This window comes from Parvibaculum sp., from assembly GCF_019635935.1.
In the GTDB taxonomy this organism is placed as follows: Bacteria; Pseudomonadota; Alphaproteobacteria; order Parvibaculales; family Parvibaculaceae; genus Parvibaculum.
Genome location: NZ_JAHBYN010000001.1, coordinates 871,751 through 887,889 on the forward strand (window position 1 = coordinate 871,751; position 16,139 = coordinate 887,889).

Sequence of the window (16,139 nt, forward strand, 5' to 3'; positions counted from 1 at the left end):
CTCACCTCAACTTCAAAGTTGCGAGACCGGCCATGGCGAGCACGACCGAGATGATCCAGAAGCGCACGACGATGGTCGGTTCCGCCCAGCCCTTCTGTTCGAAATGATGATGCAGCGGCGCCATGCGAAAGACGCGCTTGCCGGTCGTCTTGAACGAAATGACCTGCACGATCACCGACACCGCTTCGAGCACGAACAATCCGCCGATGATGGCAAGCACCAGTTCGTGCTTGGCCGCCACCGCGATCGTGCCGAGAGCCGCGCCGAGGGCCAGCGATCCGGTGTCGCCCATGAACACCATCGCCGGCGGCGCGTTGTACCAGAGGAAGCCGAGCCCCGCCCCGATCAGCGCCCCGCAAACAATCGCAAGCTCGCCTGTGCCCGGCACGAAATGTACCTGCAGGTAATCGGCGAAGACCGCGTTGCCGACCAGATAGACGATGAGGCCGAACGCCGCCGCCGCGATCATCACCGGCACGATGGCCAGCCCGTCGAGCCCGTCGGTCAGGTTGACCGCATTCGACGATCCGACGATGACAAGCGCTCCGAACAGGAAGAAGAAGCCGCCGAGCTGCAGAAGCACGCCCTTGAAGAACGGCACGGTCAACGCCGTCTGCAACGGCTCGTTGGCCACCAGCACCAGCGCCCACATCGCCGCGATCGCGATGACGAATTCGAAGAACAACTTCACACGGCCCGGCACGCCCTTCGGCGAAATCTTCGACACCTTGAGATAGTCGTCGGCAAAGCCCACCGCACCGAAGCCGAGCGTCACCAGCAGCACGATCCACACATATTTGTTGGAAAGGTCGGCCCACAGCAGCACCGCCGGCACGAGGCCGACGAGAATGAGAAACCCGCCCATCGTCGGCGTGCCCTGCTTTTGCACGATATGCGTCTGCGGCCCGTCCTCGCGGATCGGCTGGCCGCGCCGCTGCCGCGATTTCAGCATTGCGATGATGCGCGGCCCGAACATGAAGCTGATCAGGAGCGCCGTCAACGTCGCGCCGCCGGTGCGGAATGTGATGTAGCGAAACACGTTGAGCGCTGGATATTCGACGCCCATGCCGCCGAGAAGATCGTACAGCATCCCCTATATCCCCCTGTTGCGCCGGAGGCTGGCGCCGTCGTCGTCGCCCATCCCCAGCAGCATCTCGACCAGCGGCCCCATCCGCGACCCGAGCGAACCCTTGACCATCGCGACGTCGCCGGCGCGGATCGCATCGCGCAAGCCTGGCGCCAGCGCCTCCGAGTTTTCGGCATAGCCGCCCTGCGCCGCCGCCGGCAGCACCTTGAACATCTCGCGCATATGCGGTCCGCAGGCGAAAACGAGATCGATCCCCGCCGCCTCAACATCCGCCGCGAGTTCGCGATGCATCGCAATCGACGTCTCGCCGATCTCCAGCATGTCGCCCATCACGGCGATGCGCCGCCCGCCGCCTGCCGGCTTCGCCTGCGCCAGCGCGGCCAGCGCCGCGCGCATCGACGCCGGATTGGCATTGTAGCTTTCGTCGATCACCGTGAAGTCGCCGAGCGGCGCGGCCACGACATGCCGCTCGCCGCGCCCCTTCGGCGCCTTGAGCTGCGCCATCGCCAGCGCCGCCAGCGCGAGGTCGGCGTCGAGCGCCTTGACGCAGGCAAGAACCGCGAGGCTGTTCATCGCGATATGCCGTCCCGGCACCGCGAGCTTGTAGGTCACTTTCTGGCCGCAGATCGTCGCCGACACGCAGGAGCAGTCTTCCTTCAGCGCCAGCTTGTCGAGCCGCGCATCGGCTTGCGGGTTTTCGCCGAACGAAATGATCCGCGCCGCGCCGCGCGCCTCGGCCCGCGCCCTGAGCCGCGCATAATGCGGGTTGTCGCGGTTGAGGATCGCGACGCCGCCCTCCTGCAGCCCGTCGAAAATCTCCGCCTTGGCGTCGGCGATTTCTTCGACCGAATTGAAAAACGCCATGTGCACGGCCTCGACCGTGGTGATGAGCGCCACAAACGGCTCGACCAGTTTCGACAGCGGCGTGATTTCGCCGGGATGGTTCATGCCGACTTCGAAAATGCCGAACTGCGTGTCGGCCGGCATCCGCGCCAGCGACAGCGGCACGCCCCAGAGATTGTTATAGGAAGCAGCCGACGCATGGGTTGCCCCCTGCTCGGAAAGCACGAAGCGCAGCGCCTCCTTGGTGCCGGTCTTGCCGACGCTGCCGGTCACCGCAACGATGCGCGCCTGCGCCCGCGCCCGCGCCGCCCGGCCAAGCGCGTTGAGCGCTTCGAGCGTATCGCCGACAACGACCAGCGGCCCCGCCGCACGCATCTTGTCCGTCGGCGCCGACACGATGGCCGCCGCCGCGCCCTTGGCGAACGCGCCTTCGACAAAGGCGTGTCCGTCGGAATTTTCGCCCGCGATCGCAACAAAGAGATCGCCCGCCTGCAATGTCCGGCTGTCGATCGACACGCCGCTCGCCGTCCAGCGCGCGCCCTCGGCCTTGCCGCCGGTCGCGGCGATCGCATCTTCCTGTGTCCAGAGAGGTGTGCTCATGCGCCCCCTCCGATCTTTTTCGCGGCCGCCGCGACGGCGTCGTGATCCGAAAACGGGATGACCTTGTCGCCGACGGTCTGTCCGGTCTCATGCCCCTTGCCCGCGACGACCAGCACATCGCCCGATTGAAGCGCCCGCATCGCCGTTTCGACGGCGGCGGCGCGGTCGCCAATCTCGGTCGCGCCGGGACATGCCTTCAGGATCGCGGCGCGAATGGCGGCCGCGGCTTCGCTGCGCGGGTTGTCGTCGGTGACATAGACCGTGTCGGCGAGCCGCGCCGCGATCTCGCCCATCTGCGACCGCTTGCCGGCATCGCGGTCGCCACCGCAGCCGAACACGACGGCAAGCTTGCCCGTCGCATGCGGACGCATCGCTTCGAGCATGTTCTCAAGCGCATCCGGCGTATGCGCATAATCGATATAGACGGAGGCGCCGTTCGGCAGATGCGCCGCCTCTTCCATGCGCCCGCGCGCGCCTTTGAGATTTTCCAGCGCCTCGAACACGCGCGAAGCCGCCCCGCCGCAGCCGATGACGAGACCCGCCGCCACAAGCGCGTTCGATGCCTGGAACGCGCCAACCAGCGGCAACTGCACTTCGTAATTCGCGCCGCCATGCACCAGTTCCAGCGCCTGACCGCGCGCCGTCGGCCGCGCCGCGATGAGGCAAATGCCGCGCCCCTTGCGCCCGACCGAAATGATCCGGTGTCCGCGCGCCCAGCACAGCGCCTCGAATTCGGCGGCCTGCGCGCTGTCGGCATTGATGACGGCGACGCCGCCCGGCCCCATCACCTCGCCGAAGAGCCGCAGCTTCGCATAGAGGTAGTCGTCGAAGCTGGTGTGATAGTCCATATGGTCGCGCGTGATATTGGTGAAGCCGGCTGCGGCGAGCTTCACGCCATCGAGCCGGTATTGCGCGAGCCCGTGGCTCGACGCTTCCATCGCCAGATGCGTCACGCCTTCGTCGGCCAACGCCGCGAGTTCCGCCTGCAGCGCGACGGGATCGGGCGTCGTGAAGCCGAGCTCGCGCGCGCCCCCGGCGCTTTCGATGCCGAGCGTCCCGAGGCTCGCCGCCTCGATGCCGAGTGCCGCCCAGATCTGGCGCACGAAAGTCGCAACCGATGTCTTGCCGTTGGTGCCGGTCACCGCCGCGACGATGCCGGGCTGCTTGCCGAAAAACCGCGCCGCCATCAGCGCCAGGCGCCGGCGCGGATTGCGCACCGCGATCACCGGCACGCCCACCTCGACCCCGGCGCCCTGCGGTACCAGCAGCGCCGCCGCGCCCTGCGCCAGCGCCTGCGGGATGAAGCGGCTGCCATCGACCTTGGTGCCGGGTAGCGCCGCGAACAGGAAGCCGGGCTTCACCGCGCGGCTGTCCGCCGTCAGGCCGCGTATCTCCGTGGCCCCCCCCATCGGGAGCGCCGGGAGGTCCGACCCCATCAACGCCGCAAGCTGCATATCGCCCAACATTCCCGTTTGCCGTCTACTCAACGAAACGCCTTCACTGTCCGCCCGCGCCGAACGACACGAGGCTCGCTTCCCTCAACATGTCCGCTTCCTGCGGCTTGGTGGCCGGGCGAAGCCCGAGCAGCGGCGCCACGCGCGCCACCACGCGCGCCGTCACCGGCGCCGCGTTCCAGCCCGCCGTCGCATAGCCGTAGGTATCCTTGGTCGGCTTCGGTTCATCGAACATCACGATCATGGCGTAACGAGGGTCGTTGGCCGGAAAGGCGCTGATGAACGATGTGATGAGCTTGTTGCGCGCATAGCGGCCGTTCTCGGCCTTCTCGGCCGTCCCCGTCTTGCCCATCACCGGATAACCCGGCACATCGGCCTTGCGGCCCGTGCCTTCGGCAACGACCATCCGCAACAGCCCGCGCATCGTCCGGCTGACCTCGGGCGAGATCACGCGCGCGCCAAGCTGTGCTTCGTTGCGGCGCAGGAAGGTCGGCTCGACCTTGAAGCCGCCATTGACGACGGTCGCAACCGCGCTGACGACCTGCAGCGGCGTCACGGCAATGCCGTGACCGTATGACGTCGTGATCGTCGACAATTCGGTCCAGCGTGGCGGCATCAGCGGCGATCCCGCTTCCGGCAGTTCGATCTGCGGCCGCGTCAACATGCCGAAGCGGCGCAGATATTCGCGATGTTCGTCGCCGCCCAGTTGCAACGCGATCTTCGCCGTACCGATATTGGAGGAATGCACAAAGACCTCCGGCACGGAGAGCCAGCGGTTCTGTGCGTGGAAATCGTGAATCTTGAAGCGCGCCACCTGCATCGGCTGCGTCGCGTCGAAGCGCCCGTCGAGCTTGACCCTGCCGCTGTCGAGAGCGGCGGCAAGCGTCAACGCCTTGAAGACCGAACCCATCTCGTAGACGCCGAGCGTCGCGCGGTTGAAGCGTGCGTTCTCGGCCGACGCCATCGGATCGTTGGGGTTGAAGTCGGGCAGCGACGTCATCGCGACGACCTCGCCCGTATGCACGTCCATGATGATGCCGACGGCCGCCAGCGCCTTGAATTCGGCCATCGCCTTTTCGAGCTCGTCGCTCAACGCATGCTGCGCCTTCAGATCGATCGACAACATCACGGTCCGGTTGCGGTCGAAGCGCGGCGTTCCGTTCGCGTCCGGACGCGCCACCACGCGGTCCATATAGCGCTCGATACCGGCGATACCGTTATTGTCGACATCGACCATGCCGAGCACGCTGGCGCCGGTCTTGCCGTTCGGATAGACGCGCTTGCGCTCGTTGCGGAAGTCGAGCCCCGGCAAACCGAGATAATGCACCGCATATTGCTGACGCGGCGCGAGATCGCGCTTGACCCACATGAAGGCCCGGCCCGACGCGAGCTTCGTCGTCATGTCGGCAACATTGAGTTCCGGCAGCACCGTCGCCAGCTGGCGCGCCGTCTCGGCCGGATCGATGACGCTGCGCGCATCGGCATAAAGCGAGGCCGTGCCGATATCGGTCGCCATCACCTCGCCGTTGCGGTCCACAATGTCGGGCCGCTGGATCGGGGCGCGGTTGTCGACCGCGGCAATGCGCGCGCCGCCGTCGCCGCCAACAATGGCGAGCCCGACGAGCCGGGCGCCGATCAGCGCGAAACAGGCGGCGAAAACCGCAATGGCGAGCGCGATGCGGCGCTCCGACGGCGTGCGGGTCTGCCCCTCGCCCGCGGCCCGGCGCGACCTGGCGATGGCGTCGTAGCCCGGCAGCAGAAAGCGCGCCGGTGCTTGCGGCGATGTGCGGCGTCCGATCATTGGATCGACCTCCCGCTTTCGGGCGCCGCTTCGGCATAGCCGCCAAGCGGCTGCCGGCCCGACGGCACATAATAGTCGTCCGCCATATGCGGCATCGGCACATCCTCGAATTCGCCGATTTGCCGGGCGGTCAGCGGCTTCAGCGCCGTGTAGCGCGCCGCCAGTTCCTGCAACCGTTCGGGTTGGTTGAGATAGCTCCATTCGGCGCGCAACACGCGAATGGCTTCCTGCTCGGCGGCAATCTGCGCGGCAAGCCGGCTTGCCTGCCGGTCGGCGCCCTCGGCGCGATACTTGATGTCGTAGAGCCCGACCGACAAACCGATCACGGCGGCGACCAGCAGCAGGTTGATGAAGCGGATCATGCCGCACCTCCCGTCGGCGACAGCCGGTCGAGCGCGGGCACGACGCGCAGGCCGAGCGCCGCGGTGTCGAGCGGCAGCACGGGCGCCGCCGTCCGTTCGGCCGCGCGCAGCTTCGCGGAGCGCGCGCGGGGATTTGCGTCGATTTCGGCGTCGGCGGCCTTGCGGGCCTTGTGCTCGATTTCGAGGAACGACGGGGCCGCCTCGTCGCGCTCCGGCATGTGGCGATTGGCGCGCCCGCCCCGGCCCGTCCGCGCGGTCAGGAAGCGTTTGACGGCGCGATCCTCGAGCGAATGGAAGGTGACGGCCGCGAGGCGTCCGCCCTCATGCAGCAGTTCTTCGGCGCCGGAAAGGCCGCGCGCCAGCTCACCAAGCTCGTCATTGACGAAAATCCTGAGCGCCTGGAAAGTCCGCGTCGCCGGGTGGATACGGTCCTGCGGCCGGCGGCCGATGACGCGCGCCACCGTTTCGGCGAGCTCGAGTGTCCGCTTGAATTCGGCCTGCGCGCGCGCCGCGACGATCGCCTTGGCCACCGCCCGCGCACGCTTTTCCTCGCCATAGACGGCGATGATGCGGGCGAGATCGCCCTCTTCGAAAGTATTGACCACATCCGCGGCCGACGGCCCCTCGCCGCCCATCCGCATGTCGAGCGGTCCGTCCTGCTGGAACGAGAAACCGCGTTCGGCCTGGTCGAGCTGCATCGACGATACGCCGAGATCGAGCACCACCCCGTCGACCGTTGCATGGCCGAGCGCCCGGACGAGCCGCACCATGTCGCCGAAGCAACCTTCGATCAGCGTCAGCCGTCCGACGAATTCGGTCGCGAGTTCGCGGCCGCGCAGGATCGCGCTCGGGTCGCGGTCGATCGCCAGCACCGCGCAATCGGCCGACCCGAGGATCGCCCGCGTATAACCGCCCGCGCCGAAAGTTCCGTCGACATAAATCCCGCCATCGCGCGGCCGGAGGACATCGAGGACATCGGCGAGCATCACCGGGATATGAGGGGCGCTGCTCCGGCCGCTGTCGCTCATCGGCCGCCTCCATCGACAGGCGGCGGCGCCTTCAGCATGGCGCGGAAGTTCGGCACCTGCTTGCGCGCCTCGACGGTGAAAGCCGCATGGGCCTTCGGTTCCCAGATCTGAAACCGCTCGCCCGCGCCCACAAACACCGCCTCGTCGGTGATGCCGGCGAACTCGCGCAGGCTCTCCGGCAGAATGACGCGCCCGTCGGCGTCGAACATCAGCTCGGCGCTCTCGCCGTGCAGCACGGAAGCCAGCATGTCGCGCTCGGTCGAAAACGGGTCGAGCCGCGCCAGCATCTGGTCGATCGTCGCGGCAAAGGCTGGCCCGCAGCCTTCGATGAAGCGACCCTCGCTCAGCGGCGGAAAACAGATGATCCCGTTGAAGCCCTGCGCAACCGTCACGGCGCGAAACTTCGCGGGCACGGACACGCGACCCTTCGCATCGATCTTGTTCGTGAAACGCCCCCGGAACGACTCCATCGGCCGACCTCTCCCCTCTCTCGGGCCGCCCCCTCCTGCCTGAGGGGACTTGTGCCCGTGGGACCGGCAGGCGCTTTACGGGCGCGCTCTGGCCTTATACGGGACATCATGGGATACCATGGGATTTCATGGTCGTCAACGGGAAAGCCTAGTATTTTCGCGGTTTTCCGCCCCATTTTGACCCGTCTGAACTGTCTTAACGGACCGTTAAAACTGTCGATAACTTGAGAACATAGGAAGAACATATGTATTGGCCGCAAGTCGGCATCCGGCAGCCGTGGCGGCGGGGGGTTGCGACAATTGGAAGATAGATTTTTGGAAGAGAGTGTCAGATGGCCTGTAAGCCGGGTTCTGTACCCTTGCGGGCGATGACCATTCATCTGGGACGTCCGTTGCCGGACGCCTCTAGCAACCAACCCGGGCGGCGGCCCGGAAACGGGTTTTCCAGGCTAAACGCCTGAAATGCCGCCCCTATTTGGTCTTGCTCCCGGTGGGGTTTGCCGTGCCGCGCCCGTTACCGGCCGCGCGGTGCGCTCTTACCGCACCCTTTCACCCTTACCCGTCCCCGAAGGTCCGGGCGGTTTGCTTTCTGTGGCACTTTCCCTGGGGTCGCCCCCGCCGGCCGTTAGCCGGCACCGTGTCTCCGTGGAGCCCGGACTTTCCTCTGCATTTTCATGCAGCGGCCATCCGGCCATCTGACTTGAATGAGATGAGCCTGAAAATCGTCCGCGTCAAGACGCTTGCGGATTGCCCGCGCGATACCGACATTGCCCCTAACGACAATCCACACATGGGAGAACGCGATGAAGGCCGCTGTCTATTACGAAAACGGTCCGCCCTCGGTATTGAAATACGAGGACGTGCCCGATCCGCAATGCCTGCCGCAAGGCATCGTCATCAAGGTCGAGGCGGTCAGCATCGAAGGCGGCGACACGCTGAACCGCGCCGGCGGCGAACTGGCGAGTGTGCCGCATATCGTCGGCTATCAGGCGGCTGGAACGATCATCGAGGTCGGCGCAGAGGTCACGCATCTCAAACCCGGCCAGCGCGTGACGACGGTCAACATGCACGGCTCGCATGCCGAACTTCGTTCGGTGTTCGCGCGCACGGCATGGGCGATCCCCGACAACATGGATATCAAGGTGGCGTCCGCCATTCCCGTTCCCTTCGGCACCGCGCATGATTGCCTGTTCGAGTTCGGCCGCTTGAAGGCCGGCGAAACGGTGCTCGTGCAGGCAGGTGCCGGCGCCGTCGGCCTCGCCGCGATCCAGCTTGCGAAAAAAGCCGGCGCCACGGTCATCGCAACGGCGTCGAGCGACGACAGGCTCGAAGGCCTGAAGCAATACGGCATGGACCACGGCATCAACTACCGCACGCAGGATCTCGTCGCCGAAGCGAAGCGGCTCACCGACAACAAGGGCGTCGATCTCGTCGTCGATCCGGTCGGCGGCTCGACGCTGCAGAAATCGATCCTGTCGCTCGGCTATCGCGGCCGCATTTCGATGGTCGGCCGCGCCGGCCGCGAAGACATGCGCGTCGATGTAACGACGATGATGGGTGGCAACCAGTCGCTGTCGGGCGTCTTCCTCGGCGCCGAAATCTTCACCGACCGCGTCCACGACAACATCCAGAAACTGATCGGCGACATCGCGAAGGGCGAGCTGAAAGTCGTGCTCGACAAATCCTTCGCGCTGAAGGACGCGGCGGCGGCACACGAATATATCGAGAGCCGCAAGGCCTTCGGTCGCGTGACGTTGATCCCCTAAGCGGCGGCCTTCGCGGCCTCGACGAGACGGCGAAGGGTGGCGACGGTCGAAAGATCCGCCACCCCGTCGACCTTCGCGGGCCGGAAATGCCGCTGGAAGGCGGTGACGACATCTTGCGTCGCCGCATCGTAATGGCCGAGCACTTCGAGCCCGTAGCCATAACTGGCAAGCATGAATTGAAACTCGGCCACCGTGTCGCCGCGATCGCCGGGCGCCAGCGACGGCCCCTCGACGATCGGCTCCGGCGCGACCCAGAGCCCGATACCGGCGCGCGCCAGACGCGCCCAGTCGAACCATTCGCCGGGATCGGCCTTGCGCCCCGGCGCAATGTCCGAATGGCCGAGCACGCGCGCCGGCGGGATCGGATGGCGCGAAAGAATGTCGAGACAAAGCGCTTCGACCGCCGCCATCTGCACATCCGGATAGGGCGGCGATCCAAAATCATGCCCGCCATTTGCGATCTCGATGCCAATGGAACGGCCGTTGATGTCGCTCTCGCCCGCCCACCGGCCGACACCCGCATGCCAGGCGCGCAAATCTTCGGGCACCATGCGCGTGACGCGCCCGCCTTCGTCGACGAAATAATGCGCCGACACTTTCGCGTCCGCGTCGCATAGCCGGTCGAGCGCGGCTTCGGCGCTCGCCATGCCCGTGTAGTGCAGCAGCAGAATATCGACCGCGCATCCGTCCGGACGCGCGTTGAAATTCGGCGAGGATCGTTCGTCGCAGGAAAATGTCATCAGGGGCCGGTATCCACAATCCGCTTCTGGCGTATCGACACGATCAGAACGCCGGTCAAGGCGATGAGCGCGCCGACAAGCATACGCTCCGTCAGGACTTCGCCAAGCAGGGTGACGGCGAAAAATACCGTAAAGATCGGCGCCAGCAGCGTCAGCGGCGCGGTTTGCGTCACCTCATAACGTTGCAACAGGTAGTAGATGCCTGCGTGACCGACCAGGCTGGAGGCAAAGGCGACATAGAAGACGCCGGCCCACTCCATCAGATTCGCATCGAGTAACGCCGCGATCTGCCCCTGCTCGACCGCGAGCGACGCGGCGATCATCAGCGGCGCGGCCGCCAGCGCCACCCATGCCTGCATTTCGAAGACGCCGACATTCCGGATCTGGCGCTGATAGATCGTGCCGATGGAACCGACCAACGCCGAGGCGACGACGAACAGCAGCCCGTCGATATAGGTGAAGACCGCCGGATCGAAACTGATTACCATGACGCCGGAGAACGAAAGGATGATGCCGAGCCAGCGCCGCCAATGCACCTGCTCCTTCAGAAAGACGATCGACATGATGGTGGCGAACGGCACGCCGAGCTGGCTGGTGACGGCAACGACGGAAGCAGTGGACAAGGACAGACCGACAAAGAACAGACCGAAGCCGACCGGGCCCGCGCATAGCGCGATGATGATGACTTCCTTCATCCGTCCACGATGGATTTTCAGGAACGGAAACAGCACCATCACGATCAGCGTGAAGCGCAGCGCCGCGAAAAGCAGCGGCGGGAAATGGTCGAGCGACACCTTGGCCGCGATCAGCGCGAAGCCCCAGATGAAGTTGATGAGGACCATGAAGCCCAGATGGAGGGGTGTCATCGCAAATCCATGCCTTCGGAGCGCCGTCAGGCCGGCGCCCTGCGGGCGTTGTTAGCGCAGGCGCAAGGCCGCGCATAGGGCCGATTCGGCCCCGACTGTCATCGATCTGTCACTGAACTGTCAAAAAACTGTCACATGCAGCACAGCGGCAAATTTTTGGTGCGTTTTCCCGACCCGTTTTCCCGGGACAATTTTCCCGAAAAAAAGATATCCCCGCTTTGCAGGCGGTCCCGCCCGGATTCCGGCGGCGGCCCTTTACTTCAACTATACTTGCGGCTCAAACGGCGATGCCCCGCGCCTTCACGATCCGGTCATAGGCGACATTGATCGCCGAGAGCTTCTCGTTGGCGATGGTGACAAGCTCCTTCGGCACGCCGCGCGCGATCAGCATGTCGGGGTGATTCTCCCGGACCAGACGCCGATAGGCCTTTTTGAGGTCATCGTTCGAAATGTCGGGCGTGATGCCGAGCACCAGATAGGGATCGCCCTTCTCGTGGCCGAGATGGCTGGCGCGGATGCGCGCGAACTCGATTTCCGAAAAGCCGAAAATATCGGCGACCGTGCGCAGATATTCGAGCTCCTGCGGATGGACATAGCCGTCCGCCTTGGCGATGTGAAAGAGCGCATCGAGTACGTCTTCCAGCACAGCGGGCTTGTTCGCATAGATGCGCGCCACCTGCGCCGCATAGGCCTCGAAACCGGCGACATCCTGCTGGGCGATGCGGTAGACGCGCTCGACATTGCGCGCCTCGCCGGGCGGCACATGAAAAATTTCCTCGAAAGCGCGCACTTCCGCGTCGCTGACCTCGCCATCGGCCTTGGCCATCTTGGCCGAGAGCGCGATGAGGGCGATCGTGAACACGACTTCGCCGTCCTGGAGTGCGCGGTCGATGACGATATGTCCGGCGACCGCGCCCAGAAGCGCGCCAAGAGGCCCACCGACGGCCAATCCGACGCCGGCGCCCGCGATTTTTCCCCAAATCGACATGGGCGCCAGCTTAGGATGTTTCGCAGGCCTTCGCATCTGCGAAATGCGAGGGACACCTTGCGGAAATTGCGGGGTAAGCCCCGAAAACAGCTCCTTGCCTTTCCGTTTCCGCCCGGCCGGGGCCTGTGGCAGGTTGCACCGCATGACGGACATCGACATGCCCGACAACCGATGGGATTTCTGGATCGACCGGGGCGGCACCTTCACCGACATCCTTGGCCGCGCGCCGGACGGCCGCCTGACGGCAAGGAAGCTGCTCTCCGAGAACCCGGAGCACTACGAGGATGCGGCGCTGCAGGGCATTCGCGACCTGCTGGGCGTGGCGGCGGGCGCAGCCTTGCCGGCCGGCCGCATCGGCGCGGTCAAGATGGGAACGACGGTCGCGACCAATGCGCTGCTCGAACGCAAGGGCGAGCGCACGCTCTTCCTGACCACGCGCGGCTTTGCCGATGCACTCGCCATCGGCTATCAGGCCCGGCCGCATCTCTTCCGGCTGAAGATCGAAAAGCCCGAACTTCTCTACGCGCGCGTCGCGGAGGTCGGAGAGCGCGTCACCGCCGAAGGCGAGGTGCTGGCGCCGCTGGACCGCGACGGGACACGCGCCGAATTGCAAGCGGCATTTAAGGCGGGCATTCGCGCCGTCGCAATCTGCTTCATGCATGGCTACCGCTACCCGGCGCATGAAAACGAGGCCGCCGCCATCGCGCGCGAAACCGGCTTCACGCAGGTTTCGGTGGGCCACAAGGCGAGCCCGCTGATCAAATTCGTCGCGCGCGGCGACACGACGGTCGTCGACGCCTATCTCTCGCCCTTGCTGCGCCACTATGTCGATGGCGTGGCGCGCGAGATCGGCGCCGACGACAAGGAAACGCGGCTTTTCTTCATGCAGTCGTCGGGCGCGTTGACCGACGCGGCATTGTTCGAGGGCAAGGACGCAATCCTGTCCGGCCCTGCGGGTGGCGTGGTCGGCGCGGCGGCGACGGCGGCGGAAGCGGGGTTTACCCGCGTCATCGGCTTCGACATGGGCGGCACCTCGACCGACGTGTCGCATTTCGGCGGCGAATACGAACGGAGCTTCGAGACCGAGGTTGCGGGCGTACGCATGCGCGTGCCGATGATGCGCATTCACACGGTGGCGGCCGGCGGCGGCTCGATCCTCCATTATGAAGACGGACGCTTTCAAGTGGGTCCGGACTCGGCGAGCGCCAACCCCGGCCCCGCCTGCTACCGGCGCGGTGGGCCGCTGGCCGTCACCGACGCCAATGTGATGCTGGGGAAACTGCAACCCGATCTCTTCCCGCCGATCTTCGGCCCAGCGCAAAACGAGCCGCTGGACGCCGATGCGGTGCGCAAACGCTTTGCCGAGCTTGCCGCACGCATCGGCGGACGAACGCCGGAAGAAGTGGCCGAAGGTTTTCTGCGCGTCGCCGTCGAAAACATGGCCAACGCCATCAAGAAAATTTCGGTGGAACGCGGCCATGACGTGACGGCCTATACGCTTTCCTGTTTCGGCGGCGCCGGCGGCCAGCATGCCTGCCTCGTTGCGGGTGCGCTGGGCATGAAGACCATACATATTCATCCTTTCTCGGGCCTGCTGTCGGCCTATGGCATCGGTCTGGCGCGCATTGCCGCCACGCAGGCGCGCGCCGTGATTCAGCCCTTCGACGAAGAATTGGCGGCGGAACTCGACGGGACGATTGCCGAACTGACCGGGGACGTGCTGGCGGAACTCGCGGCGCAGGGCGTCGATACGGCACGCGCGAACATGCGGACGATCCTGCATCTGCGCTATGACGGCAGCGACACGACGCTGCCGTCCGACTTCACGGATCGCGACCGGCAGGCCGCCATCGAACATTTCGAGGCGGCGCATCGCGCGCAATTCGGTTTCAGTTTCGAGGGCCGGACCGTCATGTTGGAAGCGGTTGAAGTATCCGCCGAAGACGCGAGCCGCCCGCACCGCGAGAACGAGAATCCGGCGCGGGCAAGCGGCGCGCCCGAACCGCATGACAGGCGGCGCATCCATACCGGCGGCGAATGGCGCGCGGCAAACATCTATATGCGGTCGGCGCTGACGGCCGGCCATGAAATGAACGGGCCCGCGATTATCGTCGAGCCGAACCAGACAATCGTCATCGAGCCCGGCTGGCGCGCCGAGGTGACGGCGAAGGATCACATCGTGATGCGCCGGGTCGAGCCCCTGCCCGTACGCACGGCCATCGGCACCGGCGCCGATCCGGTGATGCTCGAGATTTTCAACAACCGCTTCATGTCGATTGCCGAACAGATGGGCGCGGCGCTGCAGAACACGGCCTCGTCGGTCAACATCAAGGAGCGGCTGGATTTTTCCTGCGCGGTTTTCGACCGCGCGGGCGGCCTCGTGTCGAACGCGCCGCATATGCCGGTGCATCTGGGCTCGATGGGCGCCAGCGTGCGCGCCGTGATCGAACAGAACCCCGATATGGGCTCCGGCGACGTCTTCGTGCTGAATGCGCCTTACAATGGCGGCACGCATCTGCCGGACGTGACGGTCGTTGCGCCGGTTTACGACGCGGCGAATGAGACCCGGCTCTTCTATGTCGCGGCGCGCGGCCACCATGCCGATATCGGCGGCATTACGCCGGGCTCGATGCCCGCGCATTCGCGCAATGTCGAGGAAGAAGGCGTGCTGATCGACAATTTCCGCATTGTCGAGCGCGGGCGCCTGCGTGAAGAAGAGCTGCGCCGCCTGCTGACAGGCGGCAAATATCCGGCGCGCAATCCCGAACAGAACATCGCCGATCTCCGCGCCCAGATCGCGGCTTGCGAAAAAGGCGCGCGGGAATTGCGCCGCATGGTCGCCGAATTCGGGCTCGATGTCGTCGAGGCCTACATGACCCATGTGCAGGACAATGCCGAGGAAAATGTGCGCCGCGTGATCGGCCGGCTGAAGGAAGCAAGCTTCGAACAGAAGATGGACGACGGCTCGGTCATTCGCGTGGCCGTCAGCGTCGACCGCGAGGCCCGCACCGCGCGGATCGACTTCACCGGCACAAGCGCCGAACGCGCCACCAATCTCAACGCGCCGTCCGCCGTCGCCCGCGCCGCTGTGCTCTATGTTTTCCGCTGCATGGTGGATGACGACATTCCGCTCAACGAAGGTTGCCTGAAGCCCATCGAGATCGTCATTCCCGAAGGCTCGATGCTCGCGCCCCGCTATCCCGCCGCCGTCGTCGGCGGCAATGTCGAGACGAGCCAGGCGGTGACGGACGCGCTCTTTGCCGCTTTCGGCGCGATGGCCTCGGCGCAGGGCACGATGAACAATTTGACCTTCGGCAACGACCGCCACCAGTATTACGAGACGATTGCCGGCGGCGCGGGCGCCGGCCCCGATTTCAACGGCGCCGACGCCGTGCAGACGCATATGACGAATTCGCGGCTGACCGACCCGGAAGTTCTCGAATGGCGCTTCCCGGTGCTGCTCGAAGAGTTTTCCATCCGCCGCGGCTCGGGCGGCAACGGCAAACACAAAGGTGGCGACGGCGCGGTGCGCGTCATCCGCTTCCGCGAAAAGATGAGCCTGTCGATCCTTTCGACGCGCCGCGTCGTTGCGCCTTTCGGATTGATGGGCGGCGAGGACGCGGCGACGGGCGAGAATTATATCCGCCGCGCCAGCGGCGCGATGGAACGGCTCGACGGTTCGGCGCAAGCCGAACTCGACGCCGGCGATGCGGTGATCGTCAGGACGCCGGGCGGCGGCGGCTTCGGCAAAGGCTGAAATTCGCCGGCGCCCGATCGCCGCGATGCACCGGCGCCGCACGGGCAACATCCAATGGCCGCAATTAATGAGTCGGCGATAAAAAACCGGATTTTTATCCAAAACGGATTCCGTGGCCGGTTTCAAGGCGTTGGCGACCGAAGTTCATACGCCTCGATTTCATGTTGCGGCGCAGCCACGAAACCGCTTGCGAAAGGTCATGTTTTTGCCCGAGAGTCCCCCTCCACCCACGACGATTGAGTGGAGGCTGAAATGCTGACGATGAAAGTCGGGTATCTGGCTACTGGTATGGCGTTTCTGTTCGTCGGTGCCGTGACAATGGGCCTGATCTGACGAGACCGGCCCGGAAGATAACCCCCCAAAAGAGCTCCGAGGGC

Annotated in this window: 12 protein-coding genes and 1 other RNA gene; 2 read left to right on the forward strand and 11 right to left on the reverse strand. The window is 65.5% G+C overall.

Going from position 1 to position 16,139, the window contains the following annotated elements; all coding sequences use genetic code 11:
* Position 1: 1 nt before the first annotated feature.
* The 8 genes from mraY to rnpB all read right to left on the reverse strand — a co-directional run bounded on the left by mraY (position 2) and on the right by rnpB (position 8,344).
* A complete protein-coding gene (gene mraY, locus KF719_RS04445) occupies positions 2-1,090 on the reverse strand; it encodes a phospho-N-acetylmuramoyl-pentapeptide-transferase (RefSeq protein ID WP_293507403.1) in 1,089 nt (362 codons plus the stop codon).
* A gap of 3 nt (positions 1,091-1,093) precedes the next feature.
* Positions 1,094-2,530: a UDP-N-acetylmuramoylalanyl-D-glutamyl-2,6-diaminopimelate--D-alanyl-D-alanine ligase gene (locus KF719_RS04450; RefSeq protein WP_293507405.1), complete on the reverse strand. Its 1,437-nt coding sequence runs from the start codon at positions 2,528-2,530 to the stop codon at positions 1,094-1,096.
* A complete protein-coding gene (locus tag KF719_RS04455) occupies positions 2,527-3,984 on the reverse strand; it encodes a UDP-N-acetylmuramoyl-L-alanyl-D-glutamate--2,6-diaminopimelate ligase (RefSeq protein ID WP_293510580.1) in 1,458 nt (485 codons plus the stop codon). The genes KF719_RS04450 and KF719_RS04455 overlap by 4 nt, the downstream gene beginning before the upstream one ends.
* Before the next feature lie 43 nt (positions 3,985-4,027).
* On the reverse strand, positions 4,028-5,785 hold the full coding sequence (locus KF719_RS04460; RefSeq protein WP_293507407.1) for a penicillin-binding protein 2: 1,758 nt from the start codon (positions 5,783-5,785) through the stop codon (positions 4,028-4,030).
* Positions 5,782-6,147: a hypothetical protein gene (locus KF719_RS04465; protein WP_293507409.1), complete on the reverse strand. Its 366-nt coding sequence runs from the start codon at positions 6,145-6,147 to the stop codon at positions 5,782-5,784. The genes KF719_RS04460 and KF719_RS04465 overlap by 4 nt, the downstream gene beginning before the upstream one ends.
* Positions 6,144-7,175 (reverse strand): 16S rRNA (cytosine(1402)-N(4))-methyltransferase RsmH, encoded by a 1,032-nt coding sequence (gene rsmH, locus KF719_RS04470; protein ID WP_293507411.1) that lies wholly within the window; start codon positions 7,173-7,175, stop codon positions 6,144-6,146. Before rsmH ends, KF719_RS04465 begins: the two co-directional genes overlap by 4 nt.
* A complete protein-coding gene (locus KF719_RS04475; RefSeq protein ID WP_293507413.1) occupies positions 7,172-7,645 on the reverse strand; it encodes a division/cell wall cluster transcriptional repressor MraZ in 474 nt (157 codons plus the stop codon). The genes rsmH and KF719_RS04475 overlap by 4 nt, the downstream gene beginning before the upstream one ends.
* 324 nt (positions 7,646-7,969) lie before the next feature.
* An RNA gene (rnpB, locus tag KF719_RS04480) (RNase P RNA component class A) lies at positions 7,970-8,344 on the reverse strand.
* Positions 8,345-8,448: 104 nt separating this feature from the next.
* Here rnpB and KF719_RS04485 point away from each other — a divergent pair.
* Complete coding sequence (locus tag KF719_RS04485; RefSeq protein ID WP_293507414.1) at positions 8,449-9,411, forward strand: zinc-binding alcohol dehydrogenase family protein; 963 nt, start codon at positions 8,449-8,451, stop codon at positions 9,409-9,411.
* Here the strand turns inward: KF719_RS04485 and KF719_RS04490 are convergent.
* From KF719_RS04490 to KF719_RS04500, 3 genes are all read right to left on the reverse strand, one after another.
* The gene (locus KF719_RS04490; protein WP_293507415.1) at positions 9,408-10,151 is read right to left on the reverse strand and encodes an N-acetylmuramoyl-L-alanine amidase; all 744 of its coding nucleotides are present in this window, start codon (positions 10,149-10,151) and stop codon (positions 9,408-9,410) included. The two genes, KF719_RS04485 and KF719_RS04490, sit on opposite strands and share 4 nt — an antisense overlap.
* Positions 10,151-11,017 (reverse strand): DMT family transporter, encoded by an 867-nt coding sequence (locus tag KF719_RS04495; RefSeq protein ID WP_293507416.1) that lies wholly within the window; start codon positions 11,015-11,017, stop codon positions 10,151-10,153. The genes KF719_RS04490 and KF719_RS04495 overlap by 1 nt, the downstream gene beginning before the upstream one ends.
* A gap of 277 nt (positions 11,018-11,294) precedes the next feature.
* Entirely contained in the window at positions 11,295-12,005 is a 711-nt protein-coding gene (locus KF719_RS04500) for a TerB family tellurite resistance protein (protein WP_293507418.1), read from the reverse strand.
* 142 nt (positions 12,006-12,147) lie between these two features.
* On the opposite strand from KF719_RS04500, the gene KF719_RS04505 reads away from it, so the two are divergent.
* Complete coding sequence (locus KF719_RS04505; protein WP_293507420.1) at positions 12,148-15,762, forward strand: hydantoinase B/oxoprolinase family protein; 3,615 nt, start codon at positions 12,148-12,150, stop codon at positions 15,760-15,762.
* The last annotated feature ends 377 nt before the right edge of the window (positions 15,763-16,139 follow it).